Genomic DNA, 14,830 nt, shown 5'->3' with positions numbered 1-14,830 from the left:
GCCCCAGTGGTCTTGTTGCACATTTTCGTCCCCGATACCTTGGAGTCATTCCCAAAACAGATTGGTGGAGACAGAGATATGCAATCGAACACGGTTCACCCGTGCGACGAGAGACTGCCCGCAGCCCAGTTGCTCACCCTCGGCATTCAGCACGTTCTGGTGATGTACGCCGGCGCGGTCGCGGTGCCGCTGATCATTGGCGCCGCTCTCAAGTTGCCGAAAGACCAGATCGCGTTCCTGATCAGCGCCGACCTGTTTTCCTGCGGCATCGCCACGTTGATCCAGACCCTCGGGTTGTGGATCTTCGGCATCCGTTTGCCCGTCATCATGGGCTGCACGTTCGCCGCCGTCGGTCCGATGGTCGCGATCGGCACAAATCCTTCGCTCGGCATTCTCGATATCTTCGGCTCGACTATCGCGGCCGGTGTGGTCGGCATCATCCTCGCGCCGATGGTCGGCAAATTGCTGCGCTTCTTCCCGCCGGTGGTGATCGGCGTGGTGATCTCGGTGATCGGTCTGTCGCTGATGGAAGTCGGCATCAACTGGGCGGCGGGCGGTGTGGGCAATCCCGATTACGGCAACCCGATCTACCTCGGTCTGTCGCTGGTCGTGCTGATGCTGATCCTGCTGATCAACAAGTTCGCCAAAGGCTTTCTCGCCAACATCTCGGTACTGCTCGGGATCGTCGCGGGCTTCGTGATTGCGCTCGCGCTCGGCCGCGTCAACATGGACGGCGTCACGCACGCTCCGTGGGTCGGCTTCGTGATGCCGTTCCACTTCGGCCTGCCGCACTTCGACCCGCTGTCGATCGCGACGATGGTCACCGTGATGTTCGTCACCTTCATCGAATCGACCGGCATGTTCCTCGCGGTCGGCGACATGGTCGATCGCCCGGTCGATCAGAAGACGCTTGTGCGCGGCTTGCGTGTTGACGGTCTGGGCACGCTGATCGGCGGCATCTTCAACTCGTTCCCGCATACGTCGTTTTCGCAGAACGTCGGCCTGATCGGCGTGACCGGCGTGAAGAGCCGCTTTGTCTGCGCGATGGGCGGCGTGATTCTGGTGCTGCTCGGCCTGTTCCCGAAGATGGCGCAGGTGGTCGCGTCGGTGCCGGCGTTCGTGCTCGGCGGCGCGGGTATCGTGATGTTCGGGATGGTCGCGGCGAACGGCATCAAGGTGCTGTCCAAGGTCGACTTCGTGAAGAACCACCACAACCTGTTCATCGTCGCGGTGAGTATCGGGCTGGGTCTGGTGCCGGTGGTGTCGCCGCACTTTTTCTCGAAGCTGCCGCCTGCGCTGTCGCCGCTGCTGCATAGCGGGATTCTGCTGGCTTCGGTGTCGGCGGTGGTGCTGAATCTGATCTTCAACGGCGTGAAGAGCGAGAAGAAGGCGCGCTGCGAGATTCGCAGCGCGGGGCATGATTTCGACGGACGTGGAGGGAATGAAGCGCAGGGAGATCAGATGCTGCGCGCGGTGGATTTGCATTAACGACGCACGGTAGCGCCGCTGCGAATTGCGGCGTCACGCATACCCGTATGGCGGCAGAAATAGAAAAAGCCACGGCATGCCGTGGCTTTTTCTATTTCTGCTCCGCTTCAGCTAACTGCGCAGAACGGTTTCGTTAAAACTGAACCCACTCCGCGCAGCCGCCCGCGCAAGACTTACCTTAACTCAACCCGCCGTCGCCGCCGAAGCCGCCACCGGCGCGCTCGCTGCGCCGTAGTCGACCGGTGCATCGGCCGGACGCGGTTGATCGCCGGTATGCTCGATCCACCCGCCGCCCAGCGCCTGGTACAGCGTGACCAGGTTCTGCAGACGTTCCATCCGTGCCGTAATCAGCGACGTCTGCGACGTGTACAGATCGGTCTGCGCCGTCAGCACCGACAGATAGCTGTCGACACCGTTCGTATAGCGCAGATTCGACAGATCGAGGCGACGCTGTTCCGCAAACGTATTGCGCTCCAGCGACTGGATCTGCTGATCGTACGTGCCGCGCGCCGCCAGTCCGTCCGCCACTTCGCGGAAGGCCGTCTGGATCGCCTTTTCATACGTGGCGATCTGGACGTTCTTCTGGATGTTCGCGACGTCGAGGCTGGCCTTCAACTGGCCGCCCTCGAAAATCGGCACCGTGATCGACGGCGCGAAACTCCACGCAGCCGAACCCGGCTTGAACAGACCGCCCAACGTCGGGCTCAACGTACCGACACTGCCCGTCAGCGTGACTTGCGGGAAGAACGCTGCCCGCGCCGCGCCGATATTCGCGTTGGCCGCGAGCAGATTCTCCTCGGCCTCCATGATGTCCGGACGACGCGTCAGCAGATCGGACGGCAGACCCGCCGGAATATCCGTGAGCAGATTCTGGTCGTTCAGCTTCAGACCCGGCGCCAGGTCAGCCGGCAACGGCTCGCCCAGCAGCAGCACCAGCGCGTTCTCGGCCTGAGCCCGCAAACGCGCCTGCGCCTGCAGATTCGCGCCGGCCGTTTCGACCACCGTCTGCGCCTGACGCAGATCGAGTTCCGAACCCGTGCCGTTGTCGAACTGCAGCTTGGTGATGCGGTACGAGTCCTGCGCGGTCTTCAGCGTGTCCTGCGTGACCTTCAGCAGATCGTCGAGCTCGAGCACCGTCAGGTACTGGTTCGCCACCTGCGAGACGAGCGCGATTTCCGCTGCCTTGCGCGCCTGGGTCGTGCCCAGGTAGGTCGCCAACGCCTGATCCTTCAGGCTCTGAACGCGCCCGAAGAAGTCGATTTCCCACGACGCATTCAGACCGACCGAATACGTGCTGGTAATCGTCTCAGGAACCGACGACAGATCCAGCGGCGTACGCTGCCGGGTTCCCGAGCCCGCGGCTTCGAGCGTCGGCAGCAGGCCGGCGCGAACGATCCGGTACTGCGCCTGCGACGCCTGCATGTTCAGCACCGACACACGCAGATCGCGGTTGTTTTTCAGCGCGATCTCGATCAGCTGCTGCATGCGCGGATCGACGAAGAAATCGCGCCAGCCGATGTCGGCGGCGGCCTGACCATTGGCGCTGCGCGCCGTGCTGGTCGAGCCGGGCTGTTGCTGCTGACCCGGCTGGGTCGCGCCCGGCTGCGTGTCGTACACACCGCCGCTCGGGAAGGTCGACGTCACGGGTGCATCGGGGCGCTGGTAGTGCGGCGCCATCGTGCAACCCGTGGCGAACAACGCGACCGCCACTGCAATCAAAGAGTGTTTTTGCATCTCAATGTCCGTCCTTGCCCGAGCCCTCATCAGCCGCCGAGCCGCCAGCTTGCGGATCATGCGGATGGTGCTGGTTGTAGTGTGCGAGCGCCGCATCCGGGTCTTCCTTGTCACCGCCGAATTTCGCGCGGATCACGACGAAGAACATCGGGATCATGAAAATCGCGAGGAAGGTCGCCGTCAACATCCCGCCGATCACGCCGGTACCGATTGCGTGCTGGCTCGCCGAACCTGCGCCGTTACTGATAGCGAGCGGCAACACGCCGAGAATGAACGCGAGCGAGGTCATCAGAATCGGACGCAACCGCAGACGCGCCGCTTCCAGCGCGGCCTCGACCGGCCCCATTCCTTCACCCTGCTGCAGTTCGCGGGCGAATTCCACGATCAGAATCGCGTTCTTCGCCGACAACCCGACCGTCGTCAACAGACCCACCTGGAAGAACACGTCGTTCTCGAGCCCGCGCAGCGTAGCGGCCAGCAGTGCGCCGATCACGCCGAGCGGCACCACCATGATCACCGAGAACGGGATCGACCAGCTTTCATACAGCGCCGCGAGACACAGGAACACGACGAGAATCGAGATGCCGTACAGAATCGGCGCCTGCGAACCCGACTGGCGTTCCTGCAGCGACAGGCCGGTCCATTCGTAGCCGATACCCGCCGGCAGTTTCGCCACGAGCGCTTCCATGGCCGTCATGGCCTGACCGGTCGACTTGCCCGGTGCCGCTGCGCCCTGGATTTCGACCGACGAAATACCGTTGTAGCGCTCGAGCTTCGGCGAACCGTAGATCCACTCCGTGTTGGCGAAAGCCGAGAACGGCACCATCGCGCCCGCGCTGTTACGCACGAACCACGCACTCACGTCTTCCGGTTTCATCCGGAAAGGCGCGTCGCCTTGCAGGTAGACCTTCTTGATCCGGCCGTCGGTATCGAGGAAGTTGTTCACGTACGCCGAGGCCCACGCAATCGAGAACGTCGTGTCGATATCGGACACGGAAACGCCGAGCGCCTGTGCCTTCTCCCGATCGATATTCACCTTGAACTGCGGCGTATCGTTCAGGCCGTTCGGACGCACCTGAGCCAGCGTCGGATCTTTCGCAGCCATGCCCAGCAGCATGTTCCGTGCTTCCATCAGCTTTTCATGGCCGATACCCGCGCGGTCCTGCAACTGGAAGTCGAAGCCCGCTGCCGTGCCGAGTTCAGGAATCGACGGCGGATTGACCGGGAACACGATCGCGTTCTTGTAGCCGGCGAAATGCATGTACAGACGACCCACCAGCGACTGGACCTTCTGGTCCGAGTGCTGACGCTGCGCGTAGTCCTTCATCCGCACGAACACGAGACCCGCATTCTGACCACGACCGGCGAAGCTGAAGCCGTTCACCGTGAAGGTGGATTCGACAATCGACTTCTCGTCGTTGAGCAGGTAGTCGGACACGTCTTTCAGCGCGTGCGCGGTGGTTTCCTGGGTCGAACCCGACGGCGTCTGCACCAGCACGAACATCGTGCCCTGGTCTTCGTCAGGCAGGAACGACTTCGGCAGCTTCACGAACAGCAGACCCACCGCGAAGATCACCACCATGTAGATGATGAGCCAGCGGCCCGAGCGCTTGATCACGTGGTGAACGCCCGAGTGATACTTGTCGCGGCTCTTGTTGAACGTGCGGTTGAACCAGCCGAAAAAGCCGGTGGTCTTTTCCGAGTGCCCCTTCGGAATCGGCTTCAGAATCGTCGCGCACAGTGCCGGCGTCAGAATCAACGCGACCAGCACGGACAACACCATCGCCGCCACGATCGTCAGCGAGAACTGCCGGTAAATGGCGCCGACTGAACCGCCCGAGAACGCCACCGGCACGAACACCGCCGACAGCACGAGCGCCACGCCGACCAGCGCGCCGGTGATCTGGTCCATCGCCTTGCGGGTTGCGTCGCGAGGCGATAAGCCCTCCTCCTGCATCACCCGCTCGACGTTTTCCACCACCACGATCGCGTCGTCCACCAGCAGGCCGATGGCCAGCACCAGCCCGAACATGGACAGCGTGTTGATCGAGAAGCCCACCAGGCCCATGACCGCGAACGTGCCCAGCAGCACCACCGGCACGGCGATCGTCGGGATCAGCGTGGCGCGCAGGTTCTGCAGGAACAGGTACATGACCAGGAACACCAGCACGATACCTTCGAGCAGCGTCTTGACCACTTCTTCGATCGACAGGCGCACGAACGGCGTGGTGTCGTACGGATACTGGACGACCAGGCCGTGCGGGAAGTACTTCGACAGTTCAGCGACCTTCGCGCGTACCGCCTTCGCCGTGGCCAGCGCGTTTGCGCCGGTGGCGAGCTGGATACCGAAGCCGGCCGTCGGCTGCCCGTTGTACTTGGTGTCGAAGTTGTAGTTTTCGCCGCCCAGCTCGATGTGCGACACATCGCGCAGACGCACCTGCGAGCCGTCCGTGTTCACCTTCAGCAGGATGTTGCCGAACTGTTCAGGCGTGTTCAGCAGCGTGGCCTGCGTGATGGTGGCCTGCAGCACCTGACCCGGCACCGACGGCGTGCCGCCGAGCGAACCGCCCGCGACCTGCACGTTCTGCGCGGTCAGTGCGGTTTGCACATCGACAGGCGTCAGGCCGAAGTTATTCAGCTTGTTCGCGTCGAGCCAGATCCGCATCGCGTACTGCGAGCCGAACAGCGTCACCGTACCCACACCGTCGATCCGGCTGACCGGATCCTGGATGTTCGACGCGACGTAGTTGGCCAGGTCGTACTTGCTCATGCTGCCGTCTTCGGACACGAAAGCCATGACCAGCAAGAAGCTGCTGCTCGACTTCGTGACCTTGGTGCCCAACTGCTGCACGGCTTGCGGCAACAGCGGTGTGGCGAGCTGCAGCTTGTTCTGCACCTGCACCTGCGCGATGTCAGGATTGGTGCCGGCCGCGAACGTCAGCGTGATGGTTGCAGTACCCGAGTCGTCCGACGTGGACGCCAGGTACAGCAAGTGGTCGAGACCACTCATCTGCTGCTCGATCACCTGCGTGACGGTGTTTTCCACCGTCTTCGCCGATGCGCCCGGGTACGTTGCGCTGATCTGCACGGCCGGCGGCGCGATGGTCGGGTATTGCGCGATCGGCAACGTAAAGACCGACGCGATACCCGCGAGCATCAGAATAATGGCGATCACCCATGCAAAAATCGGGCGATCAATGAAGAACTTTGCCATGAGGCGGGCTCCCTGTTATTACGCGCCCGATGCAGCAGAGGCGGGTTGAGCCGTCTGCGCAGCACCGCTGGCGGCCGGCGCACCCTGAGCGGCTGCGTCGGAAGCGGGGGTGGCGGGAAGTTGCGCGGCAACTGGCTTGACCTGCATACCCGGGCGTGCCTTGTCGGTGCCCTGAACGATCACGCGCTCACCTGACTTGAGGCCGCTTGCGACCACCCAGTTGTTGCCGTACGTACCGTTGGTCACGAGCTGACGCAGCACCACCTTGTTGTCGTCACCGACGACCAGCGCGGTCGGCTGACCCTTCTGGTCATGCGTGATGCCGATTTGCGGCACGACGATCGCATTCTGGTTGACGCCTTCGTCGATGCGCGCACGCACGAACATGCCCGGCAGCAGCACCTTGTCGGCGTTCTTGAAGATCGCGCGAACCGTGACCGAGCCGGTGCCCTGGTCGACCGTCACGTCGGTGAACTGCAGCTTGCCCTTTTCGGAGTAAGTGCGGCCGTCTTCGAGAATCAGCGAGACTTGCGCGGCGTTCGGACCGGTCGTCTTCAGACGCCCTTCCTGCACTTCACGGCGCAGCTTCAGACCGTCGAGGCTCGATTGCGTCAGGTCGACATAGACCGGATCGAGTTGCTGGACGGTTGCCAGCAGCGTCGCGGCGCTCGCCTGCACGTAAGCGCCCGGCGTGACTTGCGACACGCCGATCTGGCCGGTAACCGGCGAGGTCACGTCGGTATAGCCGAGGTTGATCTGCGCGGTGTCGACGGCTGCCTTGCCCGCTGCGACGTCGGCGACCGCCTGGCCTTGCGAGGCGACGGCGTTGTCGTAGTCCTGCTTGCTGACTGCGTTTGCCGCGACCAGCACCTTATAGCGGTTGGCCTGCGCGGTGACCGACACGAGGTTCGCCTGCGCCTTCGCGAGGGTTGCCTTCGCGTTGTTCAGCGTGGCGATGTACGGCGCCGGGTCGATCTTGTACAGCCGCTGACCGGCCTTGACCTGGCTGCCTTCCGTGAACTCGCGGCGCAGCACGATGCCGTCGACCCGCGCGCGCACTTGCGCCACGAGGAAGGCACTGGTGCGGCCAGGCAGCTCGGTGACCACTGACACCGTGGTCGGCTGGAGAGTGACGACGCCGACTTCGGGCGTTTGTGGCGGCGGGGCAGATTGTTTTTGTCCGCACGCTGCCAGCAATACGGCAGCCGTCGCGGCACTGATTAAGCGGAATGGAACCCGTTCGACGCGCATGGAGCGACCTCTGTCTAAGACTGAGAATGAAAAAGTGCGCGCATCCCTACCCCGGGGACGACAGCGCACACATGCGTCTTGCGACGCTCGACCGGAAGCCCGTGGATGCGAACCGCACCTGCAGGGGCATCCTTATGTGAATGCGCCAAACCGGGAAATGCCGCGCGGCGCCGCCGTTCAGGCACGGCGCAAAGCGTTTGAAAGGCAACAGTGACGGATATTAACCGGTCGTCACGGCTTGGGCTATCCGATCGTGGGCTGCTATTATATATACGTTCATGAATGCACGTAAAAGTGCATTTATTATTCTTGCAGGCGGGGACCCGCAAGATCACAACGCTATTTGCCCATTTAGCAGACAGATTGTCATCGGATTGACTTAATAACGCTCATCCGGCAAAAACCCCACCGTCAGGGCAGGTCTTACCAACATGGTCAGAAGAACCAAAGAAGAGGCGCAGGAGACCCGCGCGAGCATTCTCGATGCGGCCGAACAGGTTTTCTTCGAGAAAGGGGTGTCACGCACCTCGTTAGCCGACATCGCCCAGGCTGCCGGTGTCACGCGCGGCGCCATTTACTGGCATTTCGAGCACAAAAGCGATCTCTTCACCGAAATGTTCGACCGCGTGCTGCTGCCGCTGGACGAACTCAAGGCCGCGTCGCAGGACCCTAACGAGCCCGACCCGCTTGGGCGGTTGATGGAAATCTGCGTGGTGTGTCTGCGCGATACGGCTAACGACCCGCGTCGCCGGCGCGTATTCGACATCCTGTTTCTGAAGTGTGAGCTGGTCGAGGAGATGGGACCGGTGATGGTGCGCTATCAGACCAATATGCGCGAAGGGCTTCTGAAGATCGAAGGGGGTCTGCGCAACGCGATCTCCAGGGGGCAGCTGCCCGCCGATCTCGATACGAAGCTGGCGGCCGCAATGGTGCATGCGTTTGTCAGCGGATCGCTCCGCGACATGCTGTTTCTTCCCGATGCCACCGATTTCGGCGCGCACGCGCAGCAGATGCTGGAAGGGATTTTCGATTCGCTGCGGTTGAGTCCGGCGTTGCGCAGGAAGACGGCGTAGTTGGCTGCGCGGTTTGCCACGCCGTTACCAACAACGCGACGCGTCGTCAGTGCTCGCTGATCCAGCGCGCCACGTACAACAGCAGCGCGACCACGAAGATCATCGCGGCCCACGCCCAGTTCGGCACCGCGCCGGGTCCCGTCGACCGGCGCGACACGCCCGGCAATACACCACGCGAGACACCGTGCGATGCGCTAGCCGTCCGTCCGGCCAGCGCGTTGTCGTGCTCGGTGCGCGAGCGGCGCGCGATGCCGCCCAGCGTGATCGGTCGCAGGAACACATGCTGCCGACGCCCCGCCGATCCACGCGCCCGGTTCGGACCTTGTCCATGCTTGGCCCGCACGACCGCGTTGAATTCGGTGAAAAAATCCTCGGCCAGTTGACGCAGCGCGTTCTCCAGCTGACGCGTCGGGAGTTCGGCAAGCGGCCCGGACGCCGTCGCCCAGACCGTGTACTCGATGCGCGTGCCACGCTCCCGACCCGCGCCGTGCGCGCCCTCTTCCGCGCGCAAACGCATTTCAATCTGACCGCGCAACGCACCGATGCCCTCGGCACGGGCCTTGAAGTTGATCGTGCGGCGCTGCGCATCGGCGGGACCGGAATCCTGACCCGCCACATGAGCGCGCACGTCGTAACGCGCGCGCAGCGGACCGAGCGGCACGGTCATGGTCAGCGTGTATTCGCCGTGGGAAAGACGGGTGAACGACTCGCAATTGTCGAGGCTGGCGCGCAACAGCGCGAGATCCTGCAAAGCCGCCCAGACGTCGGACGGCGCAAGCGGAATCCGTAATACGTCGTTCAGCTCCATACCAGCCTCCCCGATAAACGCGCGACCACGGGATCAGGATGTCTGATCGATGCGGTCGACGCGCGATGAGTAAAACGCGAGATACCCTTTGATTTGCATAGCCGGTTCGAGCGGCGCTTCGTAGCTCCACACGGCGTTTTCGATCAAACCGTCTTCGGTACGCAGATGAAAGTACGACGCGTCGCCTTTGAACGGGCAATGCGACGTATGTGCAGAACGTTCGAGCCGGGCCATGTTCACGTGTTCGCGCGGAAAATAGAACACATCCGGCAGACCGGTTTCGGAAAGCGTCAAACCTGCCTGCGTGTCGGCCATGGTCACGCCGCCGTGTATCACGCGCACCCGGTGACTATTGCCGCTGATCGAGATGGAGTGGCCGCCCGTGCTCGCGCCGGTACTACCGTGAGGGGTCTGGGCATCGCTCATGTCTCGCTCCGTGATGGTGTGCGGCAGGTTGCGTGTGATCCAACAGAAAAGCCACGGGACGCGCCCGTGGCTTCATTATCGGCCAAACTTCCGCCGATTGCGCGGCAGCGCTGCACGGCGTTCCGCGGCGGCCGCAGCGTCGCCGGAACGTTCAGCCGCTTACTTCGCGCCCCAGTAGAACGCGGCCTTGGTGTTGCCGCTGGCCGGGACGGTCACGGATTTCGACTGGTCGCGATCCTTGTATTGCGCGTGCACGGTGTAGTGGCCGGGATGCAGCTTGACCAGCATATAGGGCCCGCGCGACGACGTGTTCAGCACCTCGGTGTTGTGCGCGTCGACCACGCGTACCTTGACGTCGGCGACGAACTCGGAACCCGGTCCGGTGAAGCGCAGCGATAGCGGCCAGTGGCTTTGCGCCTGCTGCAGCGCCTTCGACTCGTCGAGGCCGACGCCGCCCGACACGAACGAGACATCGCCTTGCTGCTGGGTTTGCGGCATGCCGCCGCCGTTGTCGTTGCCCGCGCTGCTTTGGTCGGTGGTGCTGCCGCCAGTCGTGTCGCTTGCCTGTTGTGCATACGCGCCGCCCGCCAGACCGAGCGTGAGCGCTGCGCATACCGCAGCGGCTACGATCCTTCGCTGATTGCGTTGGGTTTTCATCGGTTCGCTCCTTGTTAAGGTCCTTGTCGTCCGGTATGCCTCGATGGGCCCGGATCAAGGCAGACGCAACCTGCATGCCAGGCGGTCTGCGGAACGGGGCGCTGGTTGGAAACGCTGGCGCGTCGCGGCTTGCGGCCAGCGAAGCCGCCGCTGCCCCCGGTTTTCGTCCGCCCAAAAGAAAACGGTCCGTTTGCAGTAAGTGCAAACGGACCGGCAAGCGTTACTTCAATCGCGGGCTGAAACGGGTGATGCGTCGGTCAAACTGCCATTGATGCGGCCGGCCGCACCGCCTGTTCAGCGCGGTGTCATCAGCCGAGATCGACCGGCACGAAGATTTGCGCGTTGTCACGCTGGATCAGCAGCGCGATGCTGTTACCGGCGCTGGAAATCATCTGCTTGAGCTGATCGACGCTCGCGACCGGCCGGCCGTTGACCGCCAGAATCACGTCGCCCGGCTGGATGCCGGCGCTTTCCGCCGCGCCGCCCGACTGCTGCACCAGCAGACCATGCGACACCGACGCGCCGCTCTTCTCTTCCGGCGTCAGCGGACGCACGGCCACGCCGAGACGGCCTTGCAACTGCGTCGGCTCATCGGCCTTGTTCGACGCGACCTTCGCATCCGACAACGAACCGATCGTCACCTTCAGGTCCTTCGTGGCCTTGTCGCGCCACACCTGCACCGTGGCCGAACTGCCCGGAGCCAGACCCGCAACCTGCGCCGGCAGATCCGACGAATCGTTGACCGGATCGCCGTTCACCGACAGGATCACGTCGCCAGGCTGCAAGCCGGCCTTCGCAGCCGGGCCACCCGGATCGACCGAGCTGACCAGCGCGCCGTTCGGCTTCTGCATGCCGAACGAGTTGGCGAGTGTCTGGTTCATCCCCTGCACGGCGACGCCGAGACGGCCGCGGCTCACATGGCCGGTCTTGACGATGTCGTCCTTGACCTTGATCGCTTCGTTGATCGGAATCGCGAACGACAGGCCCTGGAAGCCACCGGTCTGCGAATAGATCATCGAGTTGATGCCGATCACTTCGCCTTGCAGATTGAACAGCGGCCCGCCCGAATTGCCCGGATTCACCGGCACATCGGTCTGGATGAACGGCGTGTAGTTTTCGTTCGGCAGCGAGCGCGATTTCGCGCTGATGATGCCCGAGGTCACGGTGTTGTCGAAGCCGTACGGCGAACCGATCGCGACCACCCACTGACCGACCTTGCTCTGACGCGGATCGCCGATCTTCACGGTCGGCAGATTGCCCGCGTCGATCTTCAGCACGGCGACGTCGGACTGCTTGTCGGCGCCGACCACTTTCGCCTTGAATTCGCGCTTGTCGGTGAGCTTCACGGTGACGACGTTCGCGCCGTCCACCACGTGCGCGTTGGTCAGGATGTAGCCGTCGCTGCTGACGATGAACCCCGAACCCAGGCTCGCGCTCGGCTGATCCTGAGCGTCGCCACCGCCGTCGCCGCCCTGCATGCCCGGTACACCGCCGAAGAAGTGCTTGTAGAACTGATAGAACGGATCGCTCGGATCGATCGGCAACTGGTTGCCGCCAGCGCTCGGGCCGTTACCACCATTGCCGCGCAGCGCCGCCTGTTTGACCACGTGCTTCGCGCTGATGTTGACGACGGCTGGGCCGTACGTTTCGACCAGACCGGAGAAGTCGGGAATACCGGTTTTGGCGGCGGCTTCGGCTGGCATCATGGCGGCCTGCACGGGCGAGATCACCTGCGGCGCGGGCAGATCGCGATGACCCGCCACATAGCCGGCGGAAAGCGCAACGGCAATAGCCACTGCAACAGCGCTGCGGGACAAGGTTTTCGCGTTCATCGTGCACTCCTGACTGGAGAAAAGAGACTTTGGGGATGTCAAGGAGCGTACGTGCTGTCACTTAAAAGAGTCTTAAGCAATCGGAGGAACCTTATTTGCGATAGAGCGTCGCCTTTAATCAAGGTTTTTTACGGCTTTTGCGTGAGAAACAGCATCGTTTTTCAGAAGCGAATGGTGACCTGCAATCCACCCGCCGACGATTCATCGAGCGAGACGGTTGCGTGGTGCTGCGTGGCGATCCGGCGCACGATCGCCAACCCCAGCCCGCTACCGGCAACGTCCGTGCGCGCGCGATTGGCACCCGCGCCCGCACGATAAAACCGGTCGAACACGCGATCGCGGTCGGCGGGTTCGATCCCCGGGCCGCTGTCGGCGATGCGCACCACCGGACGCCCGCCCTCCGCCCGCAGACTGACGTCGACGCGCCCGCCGTGCGGCGTGTACTTGGCGGCGTTATCGACGAGATTATTGAACATCACGCGTAGCGCGTCGGCGTCACCGGTAACGGTCGCGGCGTCGCTCGTCTCGATGCCCAGATCCACTCCGCGATTCTCCGCAAGCGGCGCGTAAGCCACCACGCACTCCTGCAGCAGCGCGCGCAAATCGATCGGGTTGGCTACCGCCAGGCCGTCCGGTTCGGAACGCGCGAGCGCGAGCAACTGCTCGGCAAGCCGCGTGGCCCGCGTGACGCCGGCCTGAAGATCGGCGAGCGCATCGCTACGGGCGGCATCGTCCTTTGCGCGACCGACGAGTTGCGCCTGAATCTGCACGGCGGCAAGCGGCGTGCGCAATTCGTGCGCGGCATCGGCGACAAAGGCTTTCTGGATATCCAACGCGGTCGCGAGCCGATGCAGAAGGCCGTTCAACGCGCGCACCAGCGGCTGCACTTCGAGCGGCAGACGCTGATCCGGCAACGGATCGAGCGCTTCGGGATGACGCGCGTCGAGCGCGCTGGTGACGCGCCGCAACGGCCTGAGCCCGCGCCCGACGATCACCCACACCGCCATGCCCATCAGCGGCAGCAGCACGATCAGCGGCCACAGCGTCCGCAACGCGACGTTGGCCGCGAGCCGGTTGCGCACCGACACCGGCTGCGCAAGCTGCACGACGTTATCGCCGACGATCGCGCCATACACGCGCCACTCGCCGCGTTCGGTATGTTCCGTCGAAAACCCCAGCTCGGCGCGCGGCGCGAGCGGCGCGCTCGGCCGCGAGTAGTACATGAGCACGCCATTGCGATTCCAGATTTGCAGCACGATGCCTTCGTCGCCGGTATCGCGCGAACCGAGCACCTGCGAGAACGGTTCGGACGGCAGCGCGGCGGCGATCTGCTCCAACTGGTAATCGAAGAGTTCGTTGGCTTCGGCGAGCGCCTGCCGGTAAATCAGCCATCCTGCAATGCCGACGCCGAGCAGCACGAGCGCCAGCAACCAGACCAGCAACTGTCGGCGAATCGAACGCATCGGCTCAGGCGTCCTTCGCGATCATGTAGCCCAGGCCGCGCACATTGCGGATCAGTTCCGCGCCGAGTTTTTTGCGCAGCGCGTGAATATAGACTTCGACGGTATTGCTGCCGATCTCCTCGCCCCAGCCATACATTTTTTCTTCGAGCTGGCTTTTCGACAGCACCGCGCCGGGCCGTGCGAGCAGCGCCTCGAGCAACGCGAATTCGCGCGCGGACAACGCGACCGGCGCGCCGTCGAGCGTGACCTGATGCGACGCGGGATCGAGCGTGAGATTGCCGTGGCGGATCGTCGAATCGCTGCGGCCCGACTGACGGCGAATCAGCGCGCGCATCCGCGCACCGAGTTCGTCGAGATCGAAAGGTTTGACGAGGTAATCGTCGGCACCCGCATCGAGCCCTTTGACGCGATCGGCAATCGCGTCGCGCGCGGTGACGATCAGCACCGGCAGCGCATGGCCGCGCGCGCGCAAGGTGCGCAGCACGTCGAGGCCGTCGCGTTTGGGCAGGCCGAGGTCGAGCAGAACCAGATCGTAAGGTTGCCCGGACGCCGCGCGGATCGCCGATTCACCGTCTTCCACCCAGTCGACCGCGAAACCCTCGCCGCGCAACGCCTTGCGCACGCCTTCGGCGATCATCCGGTCGTCTTCGACTAGCAAAATGCGCATGGTTGTCCGTTCCGAAACATTTGATGATGCCGCATTCTAGCGCCCGCCCCCGCCATCCGCGGCGCGTGCTGCTTTTTTCACCTCAGCCTGGCGGCATGTCACTACAATGGGCGCTTTGCGTCGCGCGGCGGCGATTGCGGTTTGCGAGTGCTGCTCGCGTATGCGAAATGCGTCATTTCTTCGACGCGTCGGCGCGTTGGCCAATACCACTTGCGCA

The 14,830-nt window shown here is 63.5% G+C and carries 11 protein-coding genes; 2 read left to right on the top strand and 9 right to left on the bottom strand.

Annotated elements, in window-relative coordinates; all coding sequences use genetic code 11:
- The first annotated feature begins 78 nt into the window (after positions 1 to 78).
- On the top strand, positions 79 to 1,488 hold the full coding sequence (locus ABH945_RS01105; RefSeq protein ID WP_074765542.1) for a nucleobase:cation symporter-2 family protein: 1,410 nt from the start codon (positions 79 to 81) through the stop codon (positions 1,486 to 1,488).
- A gap of 183 nt (positions 1,489 to 1,671) precedes the next feature.
- Here ABH945_RS01105 and ABH945_RS01100 read toward each other — a convergent pair whose 3' ends face one another.
- Genes ABH945_RS01100 through ABH945_RS01090 form a run of 3 tightly spaced genes read right to left on the bottom strand, consistent with a single transcriptional unit; the run spans position 1,672 to position 7,687 of the window.
- Entirely contained in the window at positions 1,672 to 3,222 is a 1,551-nt protein-coding gene (locus ABH945_RS01100) for an efflux transporter outer membrane subunit (protein ID WP_074765544.1), read from the bottom strand.
- 1 nt (position 3,223) lies between these two features.
- Positions 3,224 to 6,436 carry an efflux RND transporter permease subunit gene (locus tag ABH945_RS01095; RefSeq protein ID WP_074765546.1) on the bottom strand — a complete coding sequence of 1,071 codons (3,213 nt, stop codon included), beginning with the start codon at positions 6,434 to 6,436 and terminating at the stop codon, positions 3,224 to 3,226.
- An 18-nt stretch (positions 6,437 to 6,454) separates the two neighbouring features.
- Positions 6,455 to 7,687: an efflux RND transporter periplasmic adaptor subunit gene (locus tag ABH945_RS01090; protein ID WP_429249466.1), complete on the bottom strand. Its 1,233-nt coding sequence runs from the start codon at positions 7,685 to 7,687 to the stop codon at positions 6,455 to 6,457.
- Positions 7,688 to 8,118: 431 nt separating this feature from the next.
- Between ABH945_RS01090 and ABH945_RS01085 the strand changes: the two genes are divergently transcribed.
- Complete coding sequence (locus ABH945_RS01085) at positions 8,119 to 8,760, top strand: TetR family transcriptional regulator (RefSeq protein ID WP_074765550.1); 642 nt, start codon at positions 8,119 to 8,121, stop codon at positions 8,758 to 8,760.
- A gap of 46 nt (positions 8,761 to 8,806) precedes the next feature.
- On the opposite strand, the gene ABH945_RS01080 is transcribed toward ABH945_RS01085, so the two are convergent.
- The 6 genes from ABH945_RS01080 to ABH945_RS01055 form a co-directional block, all read right to left on the bottom strand.
- Positions 8,807 to 9,568, bottom strand: coding sequence for a CoxG family protein (locus tag ABH945_RS01080; RefSeq protein WP_074765552.1), 762 nt, complete (start codon positions 9,566 to 9,568; stop codon positions 8,807 to 8,809).
- A 33-nt stretch (positions 9,569 to 9,601) separates the two neighbouring features.
- The gene (locus ABH945_RS01075) at positions 9,602 to 9,994 is read right to left on the bottom strand and encodes a DUF427 domain-containing protein (protein ID WP_074765553.1); all 393 of its coding nucleotides are present in this window, start codon (positions 9,992 to 9,994) and stop codon (positions 9,602 to 9,604) included.
- A 159-nt stretch (positions 9,995 to 10,153) separates the two neighbouring features.
- Complete coding sequence (locus ABH945_RS01070) at positions 10,154 to 10,651, bottom strand: hypothetical protein (RefSeq protein ID WP_074765555.1); 498 nt, start codon at positions 10,649 to 10,651, stop codon at positions 10,154 to 10,156.
- 308 nt (positions 10,652 to 10,959) lie between these two features.
- Positions 10,960 to 12,483, bottom strand: a complete 1,524-nt coding sequence (locus ABH945_RS01065) for a DegQ family serine endoprotease (RefSeq protein ID WP_074765557.1) — start codon at positions 12,481 to 12,483, stop codon at positions 10,960 to 10,962.
- Between the two features lie 161 nt (positions 12,484 to 12,644).
- Positions 12,645 to 13,946: an ATP-binding protein gene (locus ABH945_RS01060; protein ID WP_074765559.1), complete on the bottom strand. Its 1,302-nt coding sequence runs from the start codon at positions 13,944 to 13,946 to the stop codon at positions 12,645 to 12,647.
- A gap of 4 nt (positions 13,947 to 13,950) precedes the next feature.
- Positions 13,951 to 14,613, bottom strand: a complete 663-nt coding sequence (locus ABH945_RS01055; protein WP_429249465.1) for a response regulator — start codon at positions 14,611 to 14,613, stop codon at positions 13,951 to 13,953.
- Positions 14,614 to 14,830: the final 217 nt, after the last annotated feature.

It is taken from the genome of Paraburkholderia sp. GAS333 (assembly GCF_050435665.1).
In the GTDB taxonomy this organism is placed as follows: Bacteria; Pseudomonadota; Gammaproteobacteria; order Burkholderiales; family Burkholderiaceae; genus Paraburkholderia; species Paraburkholderia fungorum_A.
The sequence above is the reverse complement of the archived record's forward strand: the minus strand, read 5'-3'. Positions and strand labels throughout refer to the sequence as shown.

What these genes read in the sequence shown, in the direction of transcription:
- ABH945_RS01105 (WP_074765542.1), top strand. Translation starts at nt 79, where the DNA reads ATGCAATCGAACACGGTTCACCCGTGCGACGAGAGACTGCCCGCAGCC.
- ABH945_RS01100 (WP_074765544.1), bottom strand. Translation starts at nt 3,222, where the DNA reads ATGCAAAAACACTCTTTGATTGCAGTGGCGGTCGCGTTGTTCGCCACG.
- ABH945_RS01095 (WP_074765546.1), bottom strand. Translation starts at nt 6,436, where the DNA reads ATGGCAAAGTTCTTCATTGATCGCCCGATTTTTGCATGGGTGATCGCC.
- ABH945_RS01090 (WP_429249466.1), bottom strand. Translation starts at nt 7,687, where the DNA reads ATGCGCGTCGAACGGGTTCCATTCCGCTTAATCAGTGCCGCGACGGCT.
- ABH945_RS01085 (WP_074765550.1), top strand. Translation starts at nt 8,119, where the DNA reads ATGGTCAGAAGAACCAAAGAAGAGGCGCAGGAGACCCGCGCGAGCATT.
- ABH945_RS01080 (WP_074765552.1), bottom strand. Translation starts at nt 9,568, where the DNA reads ATGGAGCTGAACGACGTATTACGGATTCCGCTTGCGCCGTCCGACGTC.
- ABH945_RS01075 (WP_074765553.1), bottom strand. Translation starts at nt 9,994, where the DNA reads ATGAGCGATGCCCAGACCCCTCACGGTAGTACCGGCGCGAGCACGGGC.
- ABH945_RS01070 (WP_074765555.1), bottom strand. Translation starts at nt 10,651, where the DNA reads ATGAAAACCCAACGCAATCAGCGAAGGATCGTAGCCGCTGCGGTATGC.
- ABH945_RS01065 (WP_074765557.1), bottom strand. Translation starts at nt 12,483, where the DNA reads ATGAACGCGAAAACCTTGTCCCGCAGCGCTGTTGCAGTGGCTATTGCC.
- ABH945_RS01060 (WP_074765559.1), bottom strand. Translation starts at nt 13,946, where the DNA reads ATGCGTTCGATTCGCCGACAGTTGCTGGTCTGGTTGCTGGCGCTCGTG.
- ABH945_RS01055 (WP_429249465.1), bottom strand. Translation starts at nt 14,613, where the DNA reads ATGCGCATTTTGCTAGTCGAAGACGACCGGATGATCGCCGAAGGCGTG.